Below are 22760 nucleotides of genomic sequence, written 5' to 3'. Positions count from 1 at the left end.
GGATGAACCTTAGCCGGTCTTTTTGGCGTAAAAGAGAGAGAAATATACTGGAAATATTTAACATAGAAAATTAAGGCAAAATGTTATTATATGGTATTGTTAAAAAATTTACTCCTCATGGCTGAATGCTAATGAGAAATATTGATTTGATATCGCATATATGCTATAATTATCTTTGACGGGCGCCTGTAGCTCAGGGGATAGAGTGTTCGACTCCGAATCGAGAGGTCGCGGGTTCGAGTCCCGCCAGGCGCACCAAAACCCTGTAACATTTGATGTTACAGGGTTTTTGATTTTTCAGCATATTTGCTTTTCCCACAGTATTCCCACAGCAAAAGATTATTAGACAACTTTCGATCACCTTCCCACATAATTTTTTAAAAACAGATTTTCAACTGATATACAAAGATGGTATAATGTTGGACTGATAAAGTAACTACGACAGAAAGGATGAAGGCTATGGTGTTGCGCGTTATGATGGTGGACAGCAGTTATGAAGCACGAAGGGATATCGATAGCAAAATCAAATGGGTAGAGAACGATTTTGAACTGGTGGGCGAAGCCAATAATGGCGAAGAGGCATTGGCCTTATTGCCACATGTATCGCCTCATGTTATCTTTACTGAAATACGCATGCCTAAAATGGATGGCATAACCTTTATAGAAACTGCCAAAAAAAGATGGTCTGACATCAAATACGTGATCGTCAGCAATTACGACAATTTCGAGTATCTCCGTCAGGCCATGAGGGTAGGCGCATACGATTACATCCTCAAGCCGGTTAAGGCAGAGGAAATAAACCAGGTGCTGTTGCGTGCCAAGTTTGAAATTGAAACAGGGATACGCAAATTCTTCTAACAAAAGCCACCTTATGTAGAAGGTGGCTTTATTTCACATTAACCGTCACCTCAGCAGGCTTGATCTCTATCAATTCAGTCCCTGGAGGTATATCAGCCATGACCTTTAATCTGTGTTCTCCCCGAGAGATATTGGCAAGGTCCACATAGGCCTTTATGCTATTTTCGTCCACGCTGTTTATTATAGTTGCCGGTCCACCAAGAACTATTTCAGCTCTGGTAGGTTCCAGTTCAACTTCGCTATTCTCTGGCACATTGATCATTTGAATGTTATAAATAGTTAAGCTCCGCTGTATGTTTTTCTCCCTAATTCTCACCACAACCTCCACTTCGCTTGGACTGGAAGGTGCTATAGTGACACCTTCGTATTTTTGAAGCTTTAAAGTCTGCTTCACATCAGCAGTAGCACCTTTTATATCCATCACTTGGGTTCCTATAGAATCCATCTTGTCCAGAATAGATTTATCCCCGCTGACGGTTACCTCTTGTGGATAAACTTCTATGCCCTCAATCTCATAATTCTCGTTGGGTACACCAGCGATATTCGGCTTTACTGGCAAGACTTTTAAGGGATAAACCGGCACCGTAATTATTACATACCGTGGATTAATATTAATGTATTTTGATTCGATCATTCGCCCATCCTCATCCAGCAACAAAACCGGCAACGAGTATTCGACAGTAGAAGATACATCGGAAATCTCTAAGGACACCGTAGCCCTATATATCCGTTTGATAAGATTCTCAGGCCCTGATACTCTTACAGCATTAGAAGGCTTCAACCTGTAAGGAAACGCTAGATATCCTTTAGCTTCTTTTACAATGACATCGGGCGTTACAACAACATCTTTGTGAACCAAGTAATCAGTTTTAACGATGATTTCGGGCTTCCGCCTCAAAGTAACCCCCGAAGGCAACCCCTTAATATCCACAAACAGCCTGTATTCCCCTGGCTCGTTAATCTCAGAAAGGTCAATCGCGCCTTCCAACTGTTCGATATCTATTTTTTCCAGATCCCGCGTACGCCCTTTCACCGAAATGCTCACTCCACTGGGTATATCATACACCAATGTAAGCCCTTTTTCCTTGAATTTATCCTCATTTACTATTTTAATTGGAACATTATCATAGCTTCTGGAAATTTCAGGGTTTTGCTCCCTTATCGCTATAAGCCACAGTATGATGGCGATGATGACTGAAATGAGCTTCAAAGCAAAGTTCTTGCCGAGTTTGCTATGCATCCTTTGACCTCCGCTTTATCAAACTAAAAGGTTTTAATTCTTTATCTTTTATATATATCTTCTCTAGAATACCGCGCAGTCCTTCAGTGTCCAGATACCGGGTCAGCTTTCCATCACTGGCAATTGAAACAATACCTGTTTCTTCTGAGACGATTATAGCCAATGCATCGGATGCTTCAGAAATGCCCAGCGCCGCTCTATGGCGCGTACCCAGCTGTTTGCTCAAATTCGGGTTTTCGGTAAGCGGCAAAAAGCAGCCCGCAGCTATTATACGCGATTCCCTTATTATAACGGCACCGTCGTGCAGGGGTGTGTTGGGCACAAAAATATTTTCCAGCAGTTCCCTCGTCAGCCTGGCATCCAAACGCACTCCCGTCTCCACCACATCATTTAGGCCTGTCTTCCTTTCGATAACGATCAACGCGCCAGTACGACTAGATGATAGATTTTGAACAGCTCCCACTATATTCTCTATGACCTCGGTGACATCCTCATCGTTTTGAGTAAACATCACTTTATCAAATATCCTTCCTCTACCTATCTGCTCCAAAGCCCTTCTCAATTCAGGTTGAAAGACGATCAGCAAAGCGATGACACCCAGCTGTGCAGTGTTGCGGAGAATCATATGCACAGTATTTAGATTTAGAATATTGCTCATCCAGGTAGCAAACAATAATATTGCCAGCCCTTTTAAAACCTGCTCTGCCCGCGTCTCCCGTATAAGCAGCATCAACTTATATAGAGCATATGCCACAATAGCTATATCCACAATGTGACGTATGATATCGGGAAATTGAAAGTACGGTTTCATATAGGAGATGATGTTTGAAAGCCAGGCCCACATATTTCCACCCCTTGCAACTTATGCCGTTTCCATATAACAACGCCAACTATTGTAACCTCTGTAACCTCCAGACCAGTCGAACCATTCTAGCTACCATTATTATATAACAACTGGCATGCGTTTTAAAAGAATCACTAACAATCTTTATGACGTTCCTCATCAGGCAGCGTTCACATGGCAATCGGGATGGCTGTTCCACAATTGATGCATCTTTTGTCCTTCAATCCCATTACCCTTATCACGTATCCACGGTCGACTATCTTCTGCCCACATTCAGGACAATAGGTGTTGTTATCTGCTCCTATCACATTACCTATATAGACAAAGTTGAGATATTCTCTGGCCACATCTTTCAGCTCATAAAGAGTAGTGACAGGGGTAGGTGGAAGCTGCATACGATAGTTGGGATAATATCGGGAAAGGTGCAGCGGAATGTTTCTATCAATCCCACTGAGCCAGCGCGCCAGCTCTCTTATTTCCTCTTTGTCGTCATTGAGCCCCCCGATGATCAGGGTGGTTATTTCAACGTGGGCCTTCCCGGCAGCCTGCTCCACCACTCTTTTAACTGCAGACAGGTTACCCCCGCAGATTTTCCTGTAAAACTGTTCGTTGAATGCCTTGACGTCTATATTAAAAGCATCGACATATGGAAGTAAATCCTTTAGAGGCTCAACCTGGATAAAGCCATTGGTAACCAGTACCACCTTCAAATCCTTTTGTTTGCAAAGCTGCGCCGTATCCAAGACATACTCGTACCAGATGACGGGTTCGTTATAAGTAAAAGCGATGCCTATACTATCATGCTCAACGACCATTTCAACCAATTTTTCGGGATCCACGACGGTGGTGGGTTGTTCCCTGTGGGCAATATGCCAGTTTTGGCAGAATGAGCAGCGCAGGTTGCACCACAATCCCCCCACCGAAAGTATAAAGCTGCCTGGATAAAAATGATATAAAGGCTTCTTCTCTATAGGGTCCATGGCTATTGAGGATATCCTGGCGTATCCGTCGGCCATCAGCTTACCGTTTACATGCTTCCTTTGTCTGCACAGCCCGGCTTTCCCTTCCGAAATCACACATTCATGCGGACAAAGATTGCATTTTATCTTATCCCCTTCTCTGGTATAAAACAGCGCTTCCCTCATTCTCAATACACCTTCTAAAACTTAGTTTGATGATGATCATACCGTTACATTCTATCATTTGTGGCGCTCCACTTCAAAACGCTCTATTGTATAGCCTTCATCAGGACGTATCCCTGCCTTTCTCAGTGCGATTTCGATCTGCTGCTGTGGAGTATCAACCCCTTCCAGGTCAGGCAGCAACAGCCCTGACCTGCGTCCGCTTCTGACTATCACTCCGTACCTCTTGGCATCAAGTTCGTCTATGGATTTGACGGGCTCAGGCTTTTTTAAGACGTCAACTGAATACACCAGATCATCCAATTCACTTTCATCCACAGGGATGAATCGCGGGTCATGTACCCCGGCACTTATGGCATTATAGATGATCTCCTCCGCAATATTCTTTCTGGTGGCCTCGATGGTGCCGATACATCCCCGCAGCTGTCCATCCTTCTTTATCGAAACAAAAACTCCGGCCCTGTTCTCCAGCATTTCCTTGGGGAGGTCATCGTCCGGCTTAATTATCTTGCCGGTGCGGATATACGACTCAAGCGAGCGCCTGGCTAGGCGAACATAAGGGTCCTCGTTTTGGCGCACCTTTTGCATCCGCTGATATTTTCGCTCAAATAGCCTGTCCACAAGAACCCGTGCGGAGTTCGGCCCACCTTTTTCAAATATGGCCACCCCATAGCCCACTCCAAAAGGCCCCTCATAGGATAAAACCTTGGGATGCAGGTCATACCCGTCCAGCGTCCCCATGGCTATGATAATGGAACGAAGGCCGCACTCCCCACCTTCTTCAACCATCACAGGGTCCATATTGAAAAAGCCCTCAACATCGCCACTCTCAATAAGCGTCATTATCTGTTTATCAAGTTTAGGTCCCATTGGATGGAAGCCATAAGGGCCATCCTGACTCAACCGATGCGACAGGTCACCGCTGGCAATCACGCAGACATCCCTTTCGCAGGCACGCACAACCTCCTGTATGGCCTTCCCAAAGGCGTATAACGCCTCATACGATAAGGGCGCGTATGTGATGTGAACCAGCTTAAAGTCACTATACTGCTTGGTAACGAAATATAAAGGTACGAGGGCGCCCCAGTCCATAGACGTGGATATCCCATAATCAGATGCCACGCCGCTGTTAATTCCTATGCAGGGTATATTTGAACGCTCGGCATTATCCATTATCGCCTTGGCCAGTTCAACATCGTTTTCAAATGACATCTTCACCCTGGCAGCACCAAACCTTGCAAAATCCCCTGCCAGGTGCGGTGTGGCCATGACGGCTATAGCATCGCGAAACATCGGTCCGTGAGGAGTAATGACTATTATGGTATGCGGCTTCTTATCTTTTATATGCTGAGCACACGTTTCCAGAGCCTCTATCGTGCTTTGTACCTTACTCTCCTCACCTTTCCCAACTTCTGGAATGATGATGGGAGGATGAGGCATGAGATAAACCGCCATAATATCTCCCATTTAGTACACACCTCCTCTTCTACTAAGTTTATCACAAAAAGGAATAAAGATACAGGTATATTCAAAATTTGAAAAAATATGTTTAGTTATTTTCCTCCATTTGTTTATTTTTCTCACTCAATTTTATCATACAGCTGTTTTATACATACACGTCATATCTTGCAATATACAAAAAGTTAGAGAACATTTAAAAACCCAGGAGCAATGCACTTGTCCGGGTTTTTTGTTTTACACACATTTTAACCGCATTGGGGAATAACGGCTTTTATATTTGAAAAAATAAACTCGGAGGTGTTAAAATTGCGACAGAGACGTAGAAATACTGCTGATATAGGAATTACTATGAACAGCAATGAAAGCCAGGCCATAATTGAATCCCTGAACTTGATTCAGGCCGACAACATGATCAATGCCAACGATGTGGTTGTCATAACACCCAATTGGGTAAAACCGGCGGGTCCCGAAACCGGTGATGTGGTAGGCCCCGAAAGCCTGCGCACCATCATAAGATTCGTTAAACAAAAGAATCCTCGCAGGATAGTGGTGGCCACCGGTTCAGCAGAAAGGACCACCGCCGACGTCATGAAAGCGGTTGGTTACGATAAAATCATTAATGAGGAACAGGTGGAATTCGTGGACCTAAACTACGGTCCGTTTGTGAGGGTAAACTTGAATCACTCTTCCCCACCAGCCACAAATTTAAACAAGCTCTACGAAGAAATGACCTTCCTCATCTCGTTTGCACAGCTTAAGACACACAGCGTGGCAACCATGACGGCAGCCATAAAGAATATCGCTTTGGGTTGGCCGCCTGCCGAAGAACACGGATATCCCAAAAAGAACCTAGGCATACACAATGACGTTCATGGTTTCATAAGCGCAATGGCACAGATAATTCCCATCGATCTTTCGATAGTGAGCACCAACCCTGCCATGATAGGCACCGGCCCCCACAACGGCATTCCACGCCGCGTCGGAATTGTCATAAGCGGCACCGATCCTGTTGCCGTGGACACCATAGGAGCGCGTCTTTTAGGCTTCCACCCTGAAGCCATACGGTACCTGTGGGATTTGAAAAACAAAAAGGTGGGAATAGCGGATATAAACCAGATGAACATAAAGGGTATGCCCCTTGCGGATGCCGAACGGGCTTTCAGCACAACAGCGTACGGCCAGGCATTTACTGTGGAATAGGAGGGGCATTTACACAGTAGAATCAAAATTTCTATTTAGAATGCAGCGTGCGATATAATACTGTCGTGTAATTTTGGTTTTATGCAAATTTATCCTTATTTTGTTTAAATTTGAAGTGATCCCCTCGCCCCATATCAACCTCCATGCCGACGGAATTGATCCGCCTTTCAATGCAGCTCCGGCATTGTGCGGCCTCCTCCCCAGTACAGATCTTGTTTTGATAAAGCTCGTATTTTGGCCGTGCCCAAACAGGAGATAAATTGGGCATCACCACATTGGCGCCGGCCATCAGGGCCAGCTCTCTTCCTCTGGGGTGCAGCGTTCCCATGGCGGTAGTGGCAGGGAGCAGGCAGTCAGGAACCAGCAGGCGTGCAAGCGCCAGCATGACCAGCGTATCCTCCACCGTACCTCCCTTGGCGTCTCCAAGTGGCGTCTCTTTATGAGGGATAAAAGGCCCAATGCCTATCATATGGGGGTTGAGCTGTTTGAGGAACAGCAAATCCTCCACTAGGTCCTGCCTGGTCTGGCCCGGAAGCCCCACAATAAAGCCGGCTCCAACCTGATAGCCGATCTCTTTTAAGACCTCAAGGCATCTTCTACGGTTGTCGAAACTTGCGCCTGGATGAAGCTTTTCATATAAGCTCCTGGATGCCGTCTCGTGTCGAAGCAGGTATCGCTCCGCTCCCGCCTCAAAAAACGCGCGGTATTCATCGTCATCCCTCTCGCCGATGGACAGAGTGATAGCTGCATCGGGGAACGATTTTTTGATGCTGATGATTATGCTCACCATCCTATCTACCGTATACCAGGGGTCCTCTCCGCTTTGAAGCACAAATGTTCTGTACCCAAGAGCGTACCCTTCTCTGCAACACTCGAGTATTTCTTCTTCACTCAAGCGATACCGTTCCACCTTCCTATTGCCCGAACGTATGCCGCAGTACAGACAGTTCATCCGGCATATATTGGAAAATTCGATGAGACCTCTTAAGTAAACCTTGTTTCCGTAATATCGCTCCCTGGTCTTTCTGGCATACTCAAACAGTTTCTGAGTGTGCTCTTCATCCAGATTTTCAAGCACATAAATGAGCTCATCCCTGGAAAGTTCATTGGTGTTATAAAGCTTATCCAGCAGCGAATCTACCCTGTTCACCGAATACCTCCCCTAAATTTTTGTTATTTTCAAACATCACTTATATTTCAAACAGCCATTCGTACATTCCCTGCCGATTTTTCTGCTACGCTTCAGATAGAACCCAATTTCTCCTATACTTAAGCCATAACCCCGGATTTCCCATCTGTGGCCAGCAAATTGACTAGAAAAATAAATCCCTTTCGCCGTTTTCGATCCTCCTCAACCTCTCTATGGTCTTCTCGCGCATGACGGGATTAGGGATTTTGGCCAGGTTCTTCTCGATTACCTGGTTGCCCAACACTTTCAATTCATCATCGGCATAGTCCTCCAAGTATTCCTTAAAGGTCAGTATGGCATTGGGATAGCACAGGTTGTGGATCTGCCCGCTTTTGGCAAATTCCATAAACCTCTCTCCCGTTCTGCCTGCCCGATAGCATGCAGTACAGTAGCTGGGCAGATAACCCTGCCTGCACAGGGTCTTTAAGACCTCGAGAGGTGAACGGTGGTCAGCCAGCTCGAACTGAGGCTGGTTATTTCCCTGCTCATGGAGCACATATCCGCCCACATCGGTGCAGGACCCGGCGCTGACCTGCGAAACGCCCAGGTTTATAACCTCTTCCCTAAATCCAGGCGCCTCACGCGTGGAGAGAATGATGCCCGTATAGGGCACAGCCAACCTGAGTATTGCCACTATCCGCTTGAAATCGTGGTCGGATACCAGATATGGATATTCCTCCAGAGAAACGCCTACAGCCGGCCTTAATCTTGGCACCGAAATAGTGTGCGGCCCCACACCGTATTTTTCCTCCAGATGCTGTGCGTGAAGCAAAAGCCCCAGCACCTCATACCGGTAATCATAAAGTCCAAACAGCACACCCAAGCCTACATCATCTATACCGCCTTCCATTGCCCTGTCCATGGCGGTGGTGTGATAATCGTAGTCACTCTTGGGCCCTGACGGATGATACTTGGTGTAGCTCTCTTTGTGATAGGTCTCCTGGAACAGCACATATGTGCCAATTCCCGCGGCTTTCAGCTTTTTGTAGTTCTCCACGCTGGTTGCGGCTATGTTTACGTTGATACGCCTGATACTTCCATTTTTTATTTTAGTACTGTATATCACATCCATAACGTGGGTTATATATTCAATGGGACAGTTTTTGTCGTCTTCCCCTGCTTCCAGCGCAATCCTCTTGTGCCCCAGGCTTTCGATTATCTCAACCTCTCTACGCACTTCCTCATCGGTAAGCTTTCTTCTCTTGATTTTATTCGTACATTTGTAGCCGCAGTACTTGCATCTGTTTACGCAATAATTCGACACATAAAGCGGCGCAAACAACACTATACGGGTACCGTATATGGCATCCTTTACCTCACGGGCAGCTTCAAAAAGCTTTTCGTTCAGTTCCGGGTCATCTACCTGCAAAAGGGCAGCCGTCTCCTCCAGGGTCAAGCCTTTGGCCTGCCTGCCCTTTTCAATGATGGCCTCAACTTCCCCAATCGTCTTGTTCTTCCCTTTCTCAAGTGCTTCAAAGATGACCTCATCTTTAATAAAATCAGCCTTTTCGCTTTTTAGCATGGATTTATCATCCTTTCCTAAACTTATGTTTTTCAATTTTAAGATTAAGTGTTAAGGTAAACTTTTTGAGTACTTACAACCCTCAAAACACTTTTATTAAACCCGTTTATTCTAAAAATGAGTTCCTGTCAAACCTTTATCATCCAACCGCCGTACTTTTATAAAGTTCATACCATTCTATCGAAGCATCCTATTGAAGCAATTTTTATCAAACCTATATATCCCATTACAACCTACTCCATAGCTTCTTCACCACAGGCCATTAAAACATGACAATTGCCCTTCAAAAGGCTGCAGGACTCGATCCAAAATCCCCTGGACATACGCGATAAACACGCCGTAGTTGACAATTGGTACCCCGGCATCCACAGCCTGCTTTATTCGATGCAGCATCTCCCTTCTGTTGAGCATGCACGCCCCACAGTGGATGACCAAAGAATAATCTTTCAGGTTTTCGGGAAAATCCCCTCCGCTTACAAAATCAAGATTTAAATCCTTGCCCGTTTTTTGTCTGAGCCAGCGAGGGATCTTCACCCGCGCAATATCATCCTCCTGCCGATGGTGGGTGCAGGCCTCAGCTATAAGAACCCTATCCTCTTCTTTGAGCTGTGCAACAGCCCGGGCGCCCCTCACCAGCTCCCTTAAATCACCTTTATACCGCGCAAACAGGATGGAAAACGAAGTAAGGGGTATATCCGGCGGCGTATCGGCAGCAACTTTGTGGAATACCTGGGAGTCGGTAACAACCAGCCGTGGTTTGACTTTCAATCCATCCAGCGTGGCCTTCAGCCTGTCCTCCTGCGTAACCACCGCCATTCCTCCGCCATCAAGTATATCCCTGATGGTCTGCTGCTGAGGGAGTATGAGCCTTCCCTTGGGGGCGGATTTATCAATTGGCACCACCAATACCACAAAATCGCCGGGAGAGATTAAATCCCTGACAATCACATCCTGCTGCTCCTCTGTATAGGCGGCTTTAACAATTGCCTTTTTTAGCGCCTCTATGCCTTTGCCTGTGGTTGAGGATACCTCAACAAACGGAATTCCCCACCTTTTGCTGTACAGCGCAACGGTTTCGGGAGAAACCGAGGATTGGTCCGCCTTGTTGACAACCCCTATAACAGGAAAACTGTGCCTTTTCAGCATATTTACCATGTATTCTTCAAATTCCCCTATCCCCACGCTTCCATCTACCACCAAAATGGCCACATCGGTTTTGTTTAAAACCGCCAGCGTCCTCTTCTTTCGCAGTTCCCCCAGTTCGCCCTCATCATCCAGGCCTGCTGTATCTATGAACACCACCGGCCCTAAAGGTAAAAGCTCCATGGCCTTGTATACCGGATCAGTTGTGGTACCCTTTACCGGCGACACCAGAGCAATATCCTGGCCGGTCAGCGCATTTATAAGGCTGGATTTTCCGGCGTTCCTCCTTCCCAATATGGCAATGTGCAAACGCTCCGAACGTGGCGTACTGTTAAGGCTCATTTTCCATCACCCTGCTTTCGCTGTATTTCTTTGCCATAAACACATCCAAACGTATCTCAACCAGCAAGCAGATAAATACTGCAAGCAACCGGTACTGCACACAAAGCACCAGGCAAAACATTTCAATAAGCGTTTTAATAACCCAAAAACTAAAAACACCCTTCCCCGAAAGATCGGAAAAGGGTACAGACTATCCATATTATTTCTGCACATCCGTTTCCTCTCTCTCAGGGAACCTATATCCCCTTGAGGTTAGAAACTTATTTAGAATCTCACCGTCCTGTTAAAATTATAACAACCTTAACAGCAAAAATCAATCCCAAAAATAAAAAAAGCAGTGCCATAGCACAGCCATGAATACCGTTAATTTTGAATTATATTTCTCATATTGCTGCCAATCAAAATTTCCTACTTCACTGCACGTAGAAGTTCTTCTATCTCCTGCAGTTGGACATCAATATCTTTTGATTCGTTCAGGTTTATTTTCGACTTGACTTCTCCTTTTTCATATTTCATTTTAAATTCTTCTAACTCCTTCAATTTTATTTTTTCTAGCCTTTTGTTTTCTTCCGCATTGTGATCCGGTGTTGTATTATTTTCACCATACAAACTGTACTCATATGCAGCTTCCTCATCACTAGCGGAGTCTGCAAAAACAATCGGACAACTTATAAGCAATAATGTTATTAATATACACTTTATTCTTCTCTTCACTTGATACTACCTCCCGCCTAATAGTTGCACAATAGTTGCACTCATCGATAATTATAGTCAAAATAACATTGCCTAATTTAGCTCAACGATATTATTCTTTTTCCTCAAAAATAAAACCTTGCTTTAGGAAAAACAAGGATGATGACCAATTACACAATCGGCGCCAATTATTTTTGCAGCGATTATTTCAGGCAAACCTATATCTATTCCAGCTAACACATTATGTATTTCAATATCTTTATTCTCTTACATACTGCAATAGAATCATTAGATAATTGTTTTAAACCTGAAAGTTGTAAAGTTAATTTTTAAGCAATAACAGCCCTGTAAAACTTTCTATCTATACGTAAAAATGCAGCCCATAGCATGAATAAAATTCCCGAAGCAATAAATATCGTTTTAGCACTAAAGAAGGTGGGCTTCCTCTTTCATCGAGGAAAGCTTACACGGATGTAGGGATTGCTCCCTAATACCCGTGCAGCCGCCTCCCTCTCCGGAGGCTTAACTTCGGGCCGGTCCAGCCCTACAGCCTCTTCATGGCTCAAGCCAAACCCTTTCCTCAAAATGGCAAGGGCGGCATTGATGTCCCTTTCATTCTCCCATTCACAATCACATTTTATGACTCTATCGGATAGAGACAGTCCGTGCAGCCTCCCGCAGGCAAAGCACTCCCGCCTGGTCGGTTCAAACCTCCCCACCGCAACAGGTGTCTCGAGGCTAGTCCTCAACCTCGACTTCAATCCGCCTCCATCTGAACGATTTCTACTTCAATTTCTCGGGCTTTCTGGAGCAGCAGCTCCTTCAGCCGATCTGCCACTTGGCCTACCAAAACTTTGCTGCGGTATTCGGGGCACCATATAAGGTGATAACCGATGTTGTATACAGTTGTATTTGATCGTTTCCATCGCTTTCCGTTCATAGTTACATTATACCACAATTATTGGAAACCTGCAATTTGTCTAACACTAGGCCCGCCTTTCATCCCTCCCTTAAAAGGGTTGGGCCTTCCCGGTGGATCTTCGTAATTTTATTCCCTTTAACGGTAACCAATAGCCCAGGCAATAATTAAAACTTTACTTACCTGCTAAAAATTTAACTTCCTCAACCAATGCCTTTAATTTATCGCAAGCGACCTTACTATCATCCGATTTTGATGATAATAATGAGAATATCTCATCAACCCTTTCTTTGTATTTCAACGGTGCTTTGGGGAAGTTGGCTATCATCTTTACTGCTTTTTTCTCATTTATGCAGTATTCTTCGTTTAAAGCAAATAAAACTTGATTCAGACATGATATGACTCTGAAAACATGTCCGGCAACATAATATACATCATCCTTATCTGCATTGTATTGAGCATGCATAAATGAAAACTCCGCTTCCGAGATGAAGCTCTCAACAATAGCTCTCTTCATGTTTGGAGGATAAGGTTTGGTTTTTGCCTTTAATGCCTGTAATCGCCCGTTTTTGTCGATAAGAATTTTGCATATGGCCAGCTCGCCCATATACATGGCATTGATATAAGCGTGAGGATGTCCCCAGTGATAGTGAGCTGTAATTTTCCCGGCAATACAATCATTTATAACCTGTTCGACACGCCGGATGTCCCGAAATATAAAATCAACATGAATTCCGTCTATAACCAGCCATCCACCTCCATTAACCCATTCACCCCAGCCTCCAAGCGGCGTAATGATGTCCTCACGGTGAGCATCATCAAGGGCCGTTGCGATTGAACTTACTTTGGCCAGATCAAATTCATCTAAATCATAATAAATACCGATATCAATATCCGAGTCAACTCCAGGAGTGCCCCGCGCTCTTGAACCACCCAATACCACACCAACAACACCGGGTACTTCGCTGAGTGGCTCTGTAATTCTATCCAAAATATGTTCTATATCCACAAACAAACCCCTCCATTAAAAGCATAATACGCTATCCCATGCTTGAGTTATTTATACCTCAAAATCTCAATCATCTTTTTTCCAGTCATACGGAAGAAGCTGCTTTATGGTTACCACAACTCCTTCCTTAACCATCATCTGAGCATTTACATTGTCGCCATTAAGCTGGCTTATGAATTCGCGACAACGGCCGCAGGGAGGCATAATACGCCCATCCCAGCCTACAGCAATCATCTTTAGCACGCGGCTTTCACCGGCGGTTACCATAGCAGCCGCAGCTGCGTGCTCAGCGCAAAAACCCATCGAACATGCGGTATCAATGCACACGCCCGTGTATACCTTCCCGCTTTCTGCAAGGATTGCCGCTCCCACTCCGCCAGCCTCAGCATTTTCGGAAAGCTTGCGAGGATTTACTACCGATTTAGCTATTTGGTAAAGCTCATCAAAATCCATCTTAGCCCCTGGTCATCTAAACTGTACAAAACTGCACAAGTTTAGACGGCTGGGGTATTTCTTACCGCCTTTCAGGTTGTCCCACCCCCAGCAGGCGGTATTTGGGACAACCATAGCCCCTGCCCCAAGAAGCAGGAACTCACGCCCTTAACCGGGTCTCCCCACTTGCCCTGAGAATAATACCCCCCTCAGAACAGAGACATCTCTTAATACTCTCTCAGGAGAGAGTGGCGTTACCACCGCTACCTTGAGAACTCGCCAGAGTTTATAGCTATCGCTACAGGCACCAAGACTTGTTCCACCCAGAGGTCTTGATTCCTCCTCTGGCTCACTCTCAAGGCTTTGTATCCATTTTTTAAGTGCTGATCGCTTGCAGCAATCCCTCCCGGCTCTTCCCTTTCTTCCATCCCGCTTGTATCCTTGCATACGCATACTTTCTTTCTCCTACGTTGATTCTTAGTCTAGCACCATTTCCATATATCTCAATCCTTGTGTTGAGATTCCCTTTCTTGCTCCTGTCACCTCTTGAATAAAGATTGCCTTTCCTTCTCTCTTGCCACTCTTGTCTTAACCTCTCGTATGCCTTACCGTTTATGTGCCGTTTCTTGAGCTTATCAAACAAACTCCTGCCACCAAAAATAACCTTACTGGGGTTTTCGTCCCTTTCTCTGCAAGACTCTAAAACGCTCTTTGCCTTCATTATCGCATCATCTACATACCTCGAATTTAAATTAAAAACCCCCTGTAGTTCTCTTTTTAGTGTGTTTCTGCTCGAGCCTCCTAAAAGCCTGTTATATGCATATCTCATGCAGGATGACCATCTTCTCATTAAATCTAGCACTATTTGCTCATCTTCCTTGCTTGGGAAAGTAAGCTTGGCCTGTATTGTTAACATACCTTTTACCTCTCCTGGTCTCGTTTAATCCACTCGCTATTTCGGATATAACTTCATAACTGCGCTAACGTTATATGTTTCTTTAACTTTTTGTATACTCAATAATACCTATAATCGTCCAGTTAAAATTATATCATTTTGTATTGTTATTTTAAACTGTTGTTACCTCCTTTCCATCAGCAAGCCTTTTCCTCAGGAATTTCATCAAGACCATATCCAAGTTCAACCATACTATAACCCCTCTAGGTTACGTCGTTCTATTGATAAACTTATTTATTGCCTGCATGTATAAAACATACATGTCTATTATCTTATCTATACTCTCATATACTATCTTGTCATTTATTTTGTCATATTCGTGAACAAGCCTGTTACGAAGGCCAGAGGAAGGGGCAATATCTGCCGCAAATTTTGAATCAAGCACTCCGCATTCCGCTAACTCAATAAAAGAGTTAAAGTAATCAGAAGCGGGTGGTTTCCCCATGTATGACAGAAGAATATTGTTAATATCCAAAGCAAGATCAACAATCAGTTGAATCAGCCGCTCGATAGCATATTTGGTTTTTAAATCTTGAACATATTATATCATTTTGCCTGAATTTTACATATCCTCTGCAACAAAAAATATTCACCTAATAGTATAAAACCATGTGTAAGTCTAGTAACATACACCTGGCTTTAGCATTTTTTATGTTAATCCAGCAACTTAACCTTATAACATTTATGGATCTGAGCCGGATAGCTCTCTGCAATTGCCCCATTGTAAAATATTTGAACCTTATCTCCCACTTTTATATCGCCAATAGTTATCTCCTTGTCTTGAGAATCAACCAATTTCACATCATCATTTATGTATACCACGATCTTATCGGCTGAACGCAGCTCATCAGAGCCTTCCTCGGGCTCCACCAGCAAGTCCGACTGGTTGTTCCCTATGACAGTAGCCATGAAATTGACCTCGCTGCCAGCACCGCCGCAGGATGATAGGGCAAGCAATGCTACCGCCAGTAGCACGATGGAAAAATAATGCTTTTTCACAACAAAACCCCCTATAAAATAGTTTCGATGTATTAGACGATATTTAGGGAGATTTTGTTGCACTAATCGTTTGCTAAACTGCCATCTCCAAATCGTTTCATTACATTAACCTCATCATAATCCTTTCTACCATGATCGCCGCTCATCAATAGCCTATCAGAAACGTTAGCATTATATAACCTAATAGCCTGGTTCTGGGCATCCTTACGCCTGTTACTTAACTTTTCATACTCCTTCCTGAGTAGAAACTGAACTCTTTTCCTGTTCCTTGAGCCCTTCTTTGCCCTGGCCAAATTCCTCTGGAGCCGCTTCAGCCTGGATGTTTCACGTAGCTCGAAGTCTATCCCAGCCCCGTTGGACAAAGTTATCTTTGTGCCGACCCCAAAATCCACTCCTATGGCTCTCCCAATAGGCTCATGGATAAAGTATTCTTTTGAAACGTAAAATATTCAATTAAGAAACACAACAATTAAAGAAATTTATGCATTTTATGTTCTTCTGAAGTTTTATTTTTCTACAATATATAATTTTTTCAGCAATTCTTGACTCGCATCAAGCCTCCAAAGAGCAAAGAATATAACCGCGCCCGTTAAATTTAATATTACATCGTCTACATCTATACCCCCAGTACGGGTTAGCATCTGTTCGACTTCTACACATATTAGAATTATTGCCATGATAATAATGAATTTATTGGCTTTCCTTACCTATAATACCTTATAAGATTACCATATCTCCTGCGCTCGATTCAATATCATCAAATAAAAAACCTTCCTGCCGTCGGCGGCAAGAAGGCTGTACTTTACACTACAGCCCGGCGAAATAATCCACTATCCCGCAATATATTGCCCAGGCCACCTGCTCTTGATATTCATCGGTTTTAAGCAGCCTCTCCTCCTGTGGATTGGAGAGGAAGCCGCACTCCACCACAACGCTTGGTGCCTGCCCTGCCTTAAGTATGAGCAGATCGCTCACCGCTTTGATCTGTCTGGTGTTGCCGCGGTTTAAAACTTTTATAAGCTGGGTTTGGATGCACTGCGCCAGCCTTTTCCCTTCCTCGCTTCCAGACATGTAGAATGTTTGCGCACCGTAATACTTCGACTGCTGAAACTTGTTGAGATGGATGCTGACCACTATATCGGCATTGCCGTTCCTTATAATCTCAACCCGTCTTTGCATGTCCTCCCTCTTGGTTCTGCCCAGAGCCTCATCGGTTTGACGGGTCATTATGACCCTGGCCCCCTGATTTTCCAAATATTTTTTTAGCTTACGTGCTATAATCAAATTTATCTTATCTTCTCGGGTGCCACTATTGCTTACAGCTCCCGGATCAAAGCCTCCGTGTCCCGCATCTATCACGATTACCTTTTTGCTGACCGGTGAGGCAAGGGTAAGAATTGCACTATCTTCTTTGAGTTTTAAAGCAAATAGCAAAAACAGCGTCACGCCCAGTAAAATCCACAATACAATAAGCCATTTCTTTGTGATGAATATAACCTTCATAAAATCAAAAACCTCCAGCAAAATCATCCTGTAAAAAGGATATTGCTGGAGCTGTTAAAATATTCTTCCCGTAAGGCGGTAAGGTTAAATATCCATCACCTCTTCATTTGAATTTTATTCTCTCAAGATTACAAATCTGAATAACCTAGGTCATTATGCAAAAATTTCTAAGTTTACAAAAAACGTAGATATTCAGAGAAAATAAAAGAAAAATCAATAAAAATTGGTTATGTTAAAAAAAAAAAAAAAGAACTTGACGATGTAAATTGTTTATATTACTATATACACAAGTTATATGTTTAAATTTTACAGTTTCGCACTTTTAAACCAAGCACATAAAATTGTTTCAATTCTTGTATTTAACGTCCTAGTAAACACGCTAAATAACAGAAAATGTAAGTTTTGCGGTTTTATTTAATCAACTGCATATTTTAACTATACAGTTATTATAGTCTTAAACTTTGCATTAACTTTGATGTTTGCCGGCGACAGAGAAGTTAATGTAAAGCTGAAAATTACGTTAGAAGGAGGGAGTAAATTTGAAGCTAAAGACTTATATTGCTATTGTCACGTTTTTGGCGGTGGCGTTATTTGCTACCACGGCACTTGCCTTTAGCGTAACTTTTGTATCACGATATTTACCTTCAAGCGGTGTAGTAGGATATTCCTCTACATTCAAAGCAGAAATTGAATATGATTCTACTAAAATATTCAAAATAACCCTTCGAAACATAACCTCTCAGAGAGAATCAAATCATAGCTCCGTATACAGGACTATGATTTGATTCTCTCAATATTTTACACTTATATACACAATCATACAGAAAGGGTTGGAAAAGTTGAAGGGCAAATTCAAACTGATATGGATGCTTTTAAAGGAAAGCAAGTTAAGCGGCATTAATAAAAGAATCGGAGAGGTAATAGGTATAATTTTAATGCTGTCAATTTTGCTGTCATTTACCGTGTGGTTTCGCCACATCCAGCACGTTTATACGGTTTTATATGCCGAGACTAAATTTGACTTCATCGTCAAAGAATTTAACGAAGAACAAATTGCCCACATCAAGAGTCTTCCATTTGTTGAGGCCGTTTTCCCTGTCAGAATCATATCAGGAAGGGTCATAATTCAAGACAGCACAACTAGAAACATACCCTTAGACATATATGCAGTAGATAGTTTCGACAGCAGAGATATATCCTTCTTCTCTGACCATTTGATTATAAAATGTGATAAAAAAATACTTGAAAACAAAGAATTAAATCCTATTATCATTGACTTTGGCACCGCCAGAAAACTTGGGGTAGATACAGGCGACAAGGTTTTTATCCCGTTTGGCCCCGACCAAATCAAAGTCCCCTTCACAGTAGCGGCCATATGCGATTCAGGCAGAGAACCAATAGCCTTGATACTGTGGCAGGGTGAACAGCGAAGCACTTTTACTCAGATTTTTGGTCATGAACCGATTTACAGTATTATGTTTGTTAAAGCCGTCGATAAGGAAAAAGCAAAAGAATACTTTATCTATGAATATATTCCAATGCAAATGATAAATGATGGTCTTTTATCTGCAGACGATAAAAACGGAATTGTTGAATTTAATCGCAATATGCTTCTTGAAAGAGAGAAGCATCTGGAGGAGCTGTACTGGGAACTTAGGTATACGCCGCCTATTGTGATTGCAGCCAGCATACTTGCATTTATAGCTTACCTGCTGGTGTTATACCGCGAAGCCAGCAAAAAGCTTGTCATGCGTGAAAAAGATTTTGCCATACTCTATGCGGCGGGAATGCCCAGGTTTTATTTTGTCATGTATCTATTGCTGGAAACCTTCGTGATCCATGTCCCGCTACTCGGGACAGCGGCTGTTATCGTAAAATACATTGTATACGATTTTCTCATGGAATCTTATATGCCGTGGTATCTTTTTGGATGGTATTGCCTTGGGGCATTAACCCTTCAAATAGTAGCTGTTGTTATCAATGGCCTATTTGCCTACTTAAAAACGAAAAAAATTGATATATCAGCACAGCTTGCTAGGGAATGAGGTGTATTTATGAGCAATGCATTTATTTTCAAGTTTATTCTCGCTGAATGGAAAAAGAACCCTTGGTTTTTTATAAAGAAAATATTGCTGTTCATACCCGTTCTTTCGATTGTAGGCATGTTTTCAACAGCCGCAATAGTACCTGTTGTAAATCAAAAAAGCTTTTTAAATAACTGCACTTACGATTGGATTGCTTATTGCGATGAAAAACCAAAATCCGGATTTGCTTTTCGAGTTATGGAAAACACAACTGTAGCTCACATACTTTCAACCGATAACGCTCTTGTCTATAGGCCTCAAACCGTGATAGATCTGTTCATTGTGGATGAACACAATCTGTATGAACTGGAAAAAAGCTATTTCAATAAAAAAAACTTGCTCTACGGCGACATGAGCCGTTTATCAACTTCTGACGACAGCGTGGGCATAGCACTGAGCTATAATGCTGCCAAACAACTAAATAAAAAGTTGGGAGACAAAGCACATTTAATTATTCGTGTAAGGCAAGGCATAGATTCTGCAAAAGATTCTCATGCCAATCTACGATCTACTTATTATCCTGTGACCATCAAGGCAATACTCAAACCCTTTGAAAAAGGAATAGGCCTGGTGCTGACAAACAATAAATTTTTAGAGTTTTTGGAGAAGCACCAATTAACTCATGAAATAGATTATCAGTTTGTCATCTTTGGCAATTCAGAAGACAACCATACTGTTTCGGCAAACAAGATAGTATACAAAAAAGCTCAGCTAAGCGATGTTAATTTCTCCTTAAGCAAAAACAAGGTACTTTTGATCATAGCGGCAATGGGAGCTGTCGTGGTTTATCTGTTAATCAACCGCGAAGTCAAATTTACCATAAACAGAAGACTAAGAACAATAGGAATATTACTGGCGCTGGGGGCAACGGAACAAACTCTGCTCAAGACTTTCTGGATCGAACAGGCATTCATTATTATAGTTACCTCCATTGTAAGCAGCATCGTTTACAAATATCTATTAATGGAACCCTACATCGGGGAGTATATCAACATAAAGATGTTTGTAACTATCCTGTTGATCTATGCTGCCATTGGATTATTAAGCTTGCAAATAGCCATAAGAAAAGTAAAAACAGCCATGAAAGATCCTTCCCTTCCCGACATTATTTCTAGCAAACCGGAAGAACTATAAAAAGGAGGAAAGCGTGCAGATGGAAATATCAATTCAACTCAGCCAGGTCACCAAATCTTTTAAAACAAAATATCAGAGGGTTGATTTATTTAAAGGGCTTAACTTGGACATCCAAAAAGGAGAGTTTGTGGTTATACTGGGCCCTTCTGGCAGCGGAAAGACAACTTTGCTGTATTTGATGGCCGGATTTATAAAACCCGATTCGGGAAGCATTGTGGTTGACGGGCAAGAAATTGCCAAACTAAACGAAAATGAAATATGCCGGTACAGAAACCAGAAAATCGGCTTTATTTTTCAGTTTTTTAATCTCATTCACTCATTTAACGCCAAAGACAATGTCTTGGTCCCCCTGCTGCTGGCTGGAGTAGATAAACATAAAGCTGAGCAAAGAGCAAACGAGCTTCTCGAACAAGTAGGCATGTCCCATAGAAAAAATCATTATCCATGGGAATTATCAGGAGGAGAACAACAAAGAGTGGCAATTGCCAGAGCTCTGGCAAACTCGCCCAGCATCATTTTAGCCGATGAACCCACCGGAAACCTGGACCAAAAAACCGGCGAAACCATTCTTGAACTATTAAGTGACATCCACCACAAGGAAGGAAAAACAATAGTGGTAGCAACTCATGATATGAAAATCATGAATCGGGCTACTAGAATTTATGACATGGAAACGCTAATAAGCGCATCAAATTTTTAGAAATAAATGCATGAGTGATGTCCTCTTCTCAAAGAATTAAAGGAATCGGAAGAGGATATCACTCATATACTCCAGCCCAAGTACCAGACTTCATATATAAAATCAAACTTAACTCCTATTCAACGAATCTATTCTCTATATAGCCTATCTTCTCTATCTCAATCCTCACCACATAGCCGGGCTTTAAAAACTTAGGCGGGTCAAACCCCATACCCACCCCCGCCGGAGTCCCCGTAGCCAGTATATCCCCCGGCTCCAGCGTGAGGCCCTGTGAAAGTATGCTTATGAGCTTTGGAATGCTAAATATCATATTGCGAGTATTTGAGCTTTGGCGCAGCTCCCCATTTACCCGGCTCAAAATATCGAGTTCAACCGGCTCACCAATCTCGTCTCTGGTCACAATCCACGGACCCATAGGACAAAATCCATCCAGGCTCTTGCCTTTGAACCATTGGTTGTGATTCTTCTGCAGGTCCCTGGCCGTCACATCATTGATAATGGTATATCCGAATACATAGTCCATCGCTTCTTCTTCAGGAATATTAATGCCCTTTTTCCCTATAATAACCGCTAGTTCTGCTTCATAATCCACCTGTGATGTAATATCCGAGTGCAGCGAAATTTCGGCAAACGGCCCGATAACTGTATGAGTGGCTTTGGTGAAATACTGTGGATACTGGGTGTTCGCCCCTGATATTTTGCCATCTTTATTAAGCTCTTCTATGTGTTCCAAATAATTCTTCCCTACACAGAATATATTGCGTATCGGCTTGGGAATTGGAGCTAGAAGTTCCACATCATCCACATTGATCCATTTATCACCCAGTGGAGGTGGCGCAGATACCCCCAATCTTACACCATCTGAAACAGCTGATGACCGTATAAACTCAAGAAGAGTTGGCGGTGCAGCTTCCCCTAGCCAAAGGCGGGCAGGGCAGATGAGCCCCCCCTCAGGCCTTACAAGCCCCCAGTCCTCTTTATCTCCTACTTTAAAAGTCGCCAGATACATTGCAACACTCCTTTACTTTTTATTTTTTCACAACCAAGTCCTTATTGAAACATAGATAGTCATTGCCATATAAGGTAACAATTTTATTAGAGGATGTGCTTCTGAGTAAAAAAACCCGTTGCTAGTTCAATGAATGTTATTATACCGAACAATACCATTAATATAAACCTTTCATTGTCACTTAAACCATTTTTCATTTATAAACTCTCCCTGTATACCTCTTTAACAAATTTTCGATTCTATTTTAAAAATTTGCAGCTAAAACGTAATACAACATTATTAAAAATTTTATATTTTACAGTTTTTACACAAATATTATACGCATGCCTTTCTCTTTGTGTCAAGCAAACACCGCATAAGCATTCAAATTTAAACTCAAGCT

General features: G+C 43.0%; 21 protein-coding genes, 1 tRNA gene and 4 pseudogenes. 6 read left to right on the top strand and 20 right to left on the bottom strand.

Annotation, left to right across the window (positions count from 1 at the left end):
* The first annotated feature begins 182 nt into the window (after window positions 1-182).
* Window positions 183-258: transfer RNA gene (locus KVG29_RS07590), tRNA-Arg, on the top strand.
* Between the two features lie 201 nt (window positions 259-459).
* The gene (locus tag KVG29_RS07585) at window positions 460-858 is read left to right on the top strand and encodes a response regulator (protein WP_252227638.1); all 399 of its coding nucleotides are present in this window, start codon (window positions 460-462) and stop codon (window positions 856-858) included.
* Window positions 859-886: 28 nt separating this feature from the next.
* Here KVG29_RS07585 and KVG29_RS07580 read toward each other — a convergent pair whose 3' ends face one another.
* The 4 genes from KVG29_RS07580 to amrA form a co-directional block, all read right to left on the bottom strand.
* On the bottom strand, window positions 887-2098 hold the full coding sequence (locus KVG29_RS07580; protein WP_252227637.1) for a CdaR family protein: 1212 nt from the start codon (window positions 2096-2098) through the stop codon (window positions 887-889).
* Window positions 2091-2909, bottom strand: coding sequence for a diadenylate cyclase CdaA (gene cdaA, locus KVG29_RS07575; RefSeq protein ID WP_420840540.1), 819 nt, complete (start codon window positions 2907-2909; stop codon window positions 2091-2093). Before cdaA ends, KVG29_RS07580 begins: the two co-directional genes overlap by 8 nt.
* Window positions 2910-3112: 203 nt before the next feature.
* The gene (gene amrS / locus KVG29_RS07570) at window positions 3113-4087 is read right to left on the bottom strand and encodes an AmmeMemoRadiSam system radical SAM enzyme (protein WP_252227635.1); all 975 of its coding nucleotides are present in this window, start codon (window positions 4085-4087) and stop codon (window positions 3113-3115) included.
* 54 nt (window positions 4088-4141) lie between these two features.
* Window positions 4142-5551 carry an AmmeMemoRadiSam system protein A gene (gene amrA, locus KVG29_RS07565; RefSeq protein ID WP_252227634.1) on the bottom strand — a complete coding sequence of 470 codons (1410 nt, stop codon included), beginning with the start codon at window positions 5549-5551 and terminating at the stop codon, window positions 4142-4144.
* 291 nt (window positions 5552-5842) lie between these two features.
* On the opposite strand from amrA, the gene KVG29_RS07560 reads away from it, so the two are divergent.
* Window positions 5843-6745: a DUF362 domain-containing protein gene (locus KVG29_RS07560; RefSeq protein ID WP_338084626.1), complete on the top strand. Its 903-nt coding sequence runs from the start codon at window positions 5843-5845 to the stop codon at window positions 6743-6745.
* A 79-nt stretch (window positions 6746-6824) separates the two neighbouring features.
* On the opposite strand, the gene hydE is transcribed toward KVG29_RS07560, so the two are convergent.
* The 15 genes and pseudogenes from hydE to KVG29_RS07485 form a co-directional block, all read right to left on the bottom strand.
* Window positions 6825-7895, bottom strand: coding sequence for a [FeFe] hydrogenase H-cluster radical SAM maturase HydE (gene hydE, locus KVG29_RS07555; RefSeq protein WP_252227632.1), 1071 nt, complete (start codon window positions 7893-7895; stop codon window positions 6825-6827).
* 163 nt (window positions 7896-8058) lie between these two features.
* On the bottom strand, window positions 8059-9456 hold the full coding sequence (gene hydG / locus KVG29_RS07550; protein WP_252227631.1) for a [FeFe] hydrogenase H-cluster radical SAM maturase HydG: 1398 nt from the start codon (window positions 9454-9456) through the stop codon (window positions 8059-8061).
* Window positions 9457-9705: 249 nt separating this feature from the next.
* Window positions 9706-10941, bottom strand: coding sequence for a [FeFe] hydrogenase H-cluster maturation GTPase HydF (gene hydF, locus KVG29_RS07545; RefSeq protein WP_252227630.1), 1236 nt, complete (start codon window positions 10939-10941; stop codon window positions 9706-9708).
* Window positions 10942-11349: 408 nt separating this feature from the next.
* Window positions 11350-11655 (bottom strand): hypothetical protein, encoded by a 306-nt coding sequence (locus tag KVG29_RS07540; RefSeq protein ID WP_252227629.1) that lies wholly within the window; start codon window positions 11653-11655, stop codon window positions 11350-11352.
* A 428-nt stretch (window positions 11656-12083) separates the two neighbouring features.
* Window positions 12084-12395: a zinc ribbon domain-containing protein gene (locus KVG29_RS07535; protein ID WP_252227628.1), complete on the bottom strand. Its 312-nt coding sequence runs from the start codon at window positions 12393-12395 to the stop codon at window positions 12084-12086.
* A gap of 5 nt (window positions 12396-12400) precedes the next feature.
* A pseudogene (locus KVG29_RS07530) lies at window positions 12401-12574 on the bottom strand (transposase); the annotation flags it as partial.
* 154 nt (window positions 12575-12728) lie between these two features.
* Window positions 12729-13562: a nucleotidyltransferase domain-containing protein gene (locus KVG29_RS07525; protein WP_252227626.1), complete on the bottom strand. Its 834-nt coding sequence runs from the start codon at window positions 13560-13562 to the stop codon at window positions 12729-12731.
* Between the two features lie 66 nt (window positions 13563-13628).
* Window positions 13629-14015: a cytidine deaminase family protein gene (locus KVG29_RS07520; RefSeq protein ID WP_252227625.1), complete on the bottom strand. Its 387-nt coding sequence runs from the start codon at window positions 14013-14015 to the stop codon at window positions 13629-13631.
* A gap of 361 nt (window positions 14016-14376) precedes the next feature.
* Window positions 14377-14910, bottom strand: a pseudogene (locus KVG29_RS07515) (hypothetical protein); the annotation flags it as partial.
* Between the two features lie 247 nt (window positions 14911-15157).
* A pseudogene (hepT, locus tag KVG29_RS07510) lies at window positions 15158-15478 on the bottom strand (type VII toxin-antitoxin system HepT family RNase toxin); the annotation flags it as partial.
* Window positions 15479-15603: 125 nt separating this feature from the next.
* On the bottom strand, window positions 15604-15948 hold the full coding sequence (locus KVG29_RS07505) for a DUF3221 domain-containing protein (RefSeq protein ID WP_252227621.1): 345 nt from the start codon (window positions 15946-15948) through the stop codon (window positions 15604-15606).
* Window positions 15949-16037: 89 nt separating this feature from the next.
* Window positions 16038-16346, bottom strand: a pseudogene (locus KVG29_RS12415) (transposase); the annotation flags it as partial.
* 108 nt (window positions 16347-16454) lie between these two features.
* Window positions 16455-16634: a VanZ family protein gene (locus tag KVG29_RS12610; protein ID WP_420840539.1), complete on the bottom strand. Its 180-nt coding sequence runs from the start codon at window positions 16632-16634 to the stop codon at window positions 16455-16457.
* Window positions 16635-16755: 121 nt separating this feature from the next.
* On the bottom strand, window positions 16756-17451 hold the full coding sequence (gene cwlD / locus KVG29_RS07490; RefSeq protein ID WP_252227620.1) for an N-acetylmuramoyl-L-alanine amidase CwlD: 696 nt from the start codon (window positions 17449-17451) through the stop codon (window positions 16756-16758).
* Window positions 17452-18004: 553 nt separating this feature from the next.
* A complete protein-coding gene (locus KVG29_RS07485; RefSeq protein WP_252227619.1) occupies window positions 18005-18184 on the bottom strand; it encodes a hypothetical protein in 180 nt (59 codons plus the stop codon).
* Between the two features lie 97 nt (window positions 18185-18281).
* On the opposite strand from KVG29_RS07485, the gene KVG29_RS07480 reads away from it, so the two are divergent.
* From KVG29_RS07480 to KVG29_RS07470, 3 genes are read left to right on the top strand one after another with little or no spacing between them, the layout of a single operon-like run.
* Complete coding sequence (locus KVG29_RS07480) at window positions 18282-19496, top strand: ABC transporter permease (protein ID WP_252227618.1); 1215 nt, start codon at window positions 18282-18284, stop codon at window positions 19494-19496.
* Window positions 19497-19505: 9 nt separating this feature from the next.
* Entirely contained in the window at window positions 19506-20669 is a 1164-nt protein-coding gene (locus KVG29_RS07475; protein ID WP_252227617.1) for an ABC transporter permease family protein, read from the top strand.
* A 19-nt stretch (window positions 20670-20688) separates the two neighbouring features.
* Entirely contained in the window at window positions 20689-21369 is a 681-nt protein-coding gene (locus KVG29_RS07470) for an ABC transporter ATP-binding protein (RefSeq protein WP_252227616.1), read from the top strand.
* Window positions 21370-21484: 115 nt separating this feature from the next.
* Here KVG29_RS07470 and KVG29_RS07465 read toward each other — a convergent pair whose 3' ends face one another.
* The gene (locus tag KVG29_RS07465; protein WP_252227615.1) at window positions 21485-22378 is read right to left on the bottom strand and encodes a fumarylacetoacetate hydrolase family protein; all 894 of its coding nucleotides are present in this window, start codon (window positions 22376-22378) and stop codon (window positions 21485-21487) included.
* Window positions 22379-22760 lie beyond the last annotated feature (382 nt).

This window comes from Caldicoprobacter algeriensis, from assembly GCF_023838525.1.
Taxonomy (GTDB): Bacteria; Bacillota; Clostridia; order Caldicoprobacterales; family Caldicoprobacteraceae; genus Caldicoprobacter; species Caldicoprobacter algeriensis.
Note: the sequence above shows the minus strand (reverse complement) of the source record. Positions and strands in the feature narration are given on the sequence as shown.

What these genes read in the sequence shown, in the direction of transcription:
- KVG29_RS07585 (WP_252227638.1), top strand. Translation starts at nt 460, where the DNA reads ATGGTGTTGCGCGTTATGATGGTGGACAGCAGTTATGAAGCACGAAGG.
- KVG29_RS07580 (WP_252227637.1), bottom strand. Translation starts at nt 2,098, where the DNA reads ATGCATAGCAAACTCGGCAAGAACTTTGCTTTGAAGCTCATTTCAGTC.
- cdaA (WP_420840540.1), bottom strand. Translation starts at nt 2,909, where the DNA reads ATGAAACCGTACTTTCAATTTCCCGATATCATACGTCACATTGTGGAT.
- amrS (WP_252227635.1), bottom strand. Translation starts at nt 4,087, where the DNA reads ATGAGGGAAGCGCTGTTTTATACCAGAGAAGGGGATAAGATAAAATGC.
- amrA (WP_252227634.1), bottom strand. Translation starts at nt 5,551, where the DNA reads ATGGGAGATATTATGGCGGTTTATCTCATGCCTCATCCTCCCATCATC.
- hydG (WP_252227631.1), bottom strand. Translation starts at nt 9,456, where the DNA reads ATGCTAAAAAGCGAAAAGGCTGATTTTATTAAAGATGAGGTCATCTTT.
- hydF (WP_252227630.1), bottom strand. Translation starts at nt 10,941, where the DNA reads ATGAGCCTTAACAGTACGCCACGTTCGGAGCGTTTGCACATTGCCATA.
- KVG29_RS07520 (WP_252227625.1), bottom strand. Translation starts at nt 14,015, where the DNA reads ATGGATTTTGATGAGCTTTACCAAATAGCTAAATCGGTAGTAAATCCT.
- cwlD (WP_252227620.1), bottom strand. Translation starts at nt 17,451, where the DNA reads ATGAAGGTTATATTCATCACAAAGAAATGGCTTATTGTATTGTGGATT.
- KVG29_RS07485 (WP_252227619.1), bottom strand. Translation starts at nt 18,184, where the DNA reads ATGTTTCGAAGGGTTATTTTGAATATTTTAGTAGAATCATATTCAATT.
- KVG29_RS07475 (WP_252227617.1), top strand. Translation starts at nt 19,506, where the DNA reads ATGAGCAATGCATTTATTTTCAAGTTTATTCTCGCTGAATGGAAAAAG.
- KVG29_RS07470 (WP_252227616.1), top strand. Translation starts at nt 20,689, where the DNA reads ATGGAAATATCAATTCAACTCAGCCAGGTCACCAAATCTTTTAAAACA.
- KVG29_RS07465 (WP_252227615.1), bottom strand. Translation starts at nt 22,378, where the DNA reads ATGTATCTGGCGACTTTTAAAGTAGGAGATAAAGAGGACTGGGGGCTT.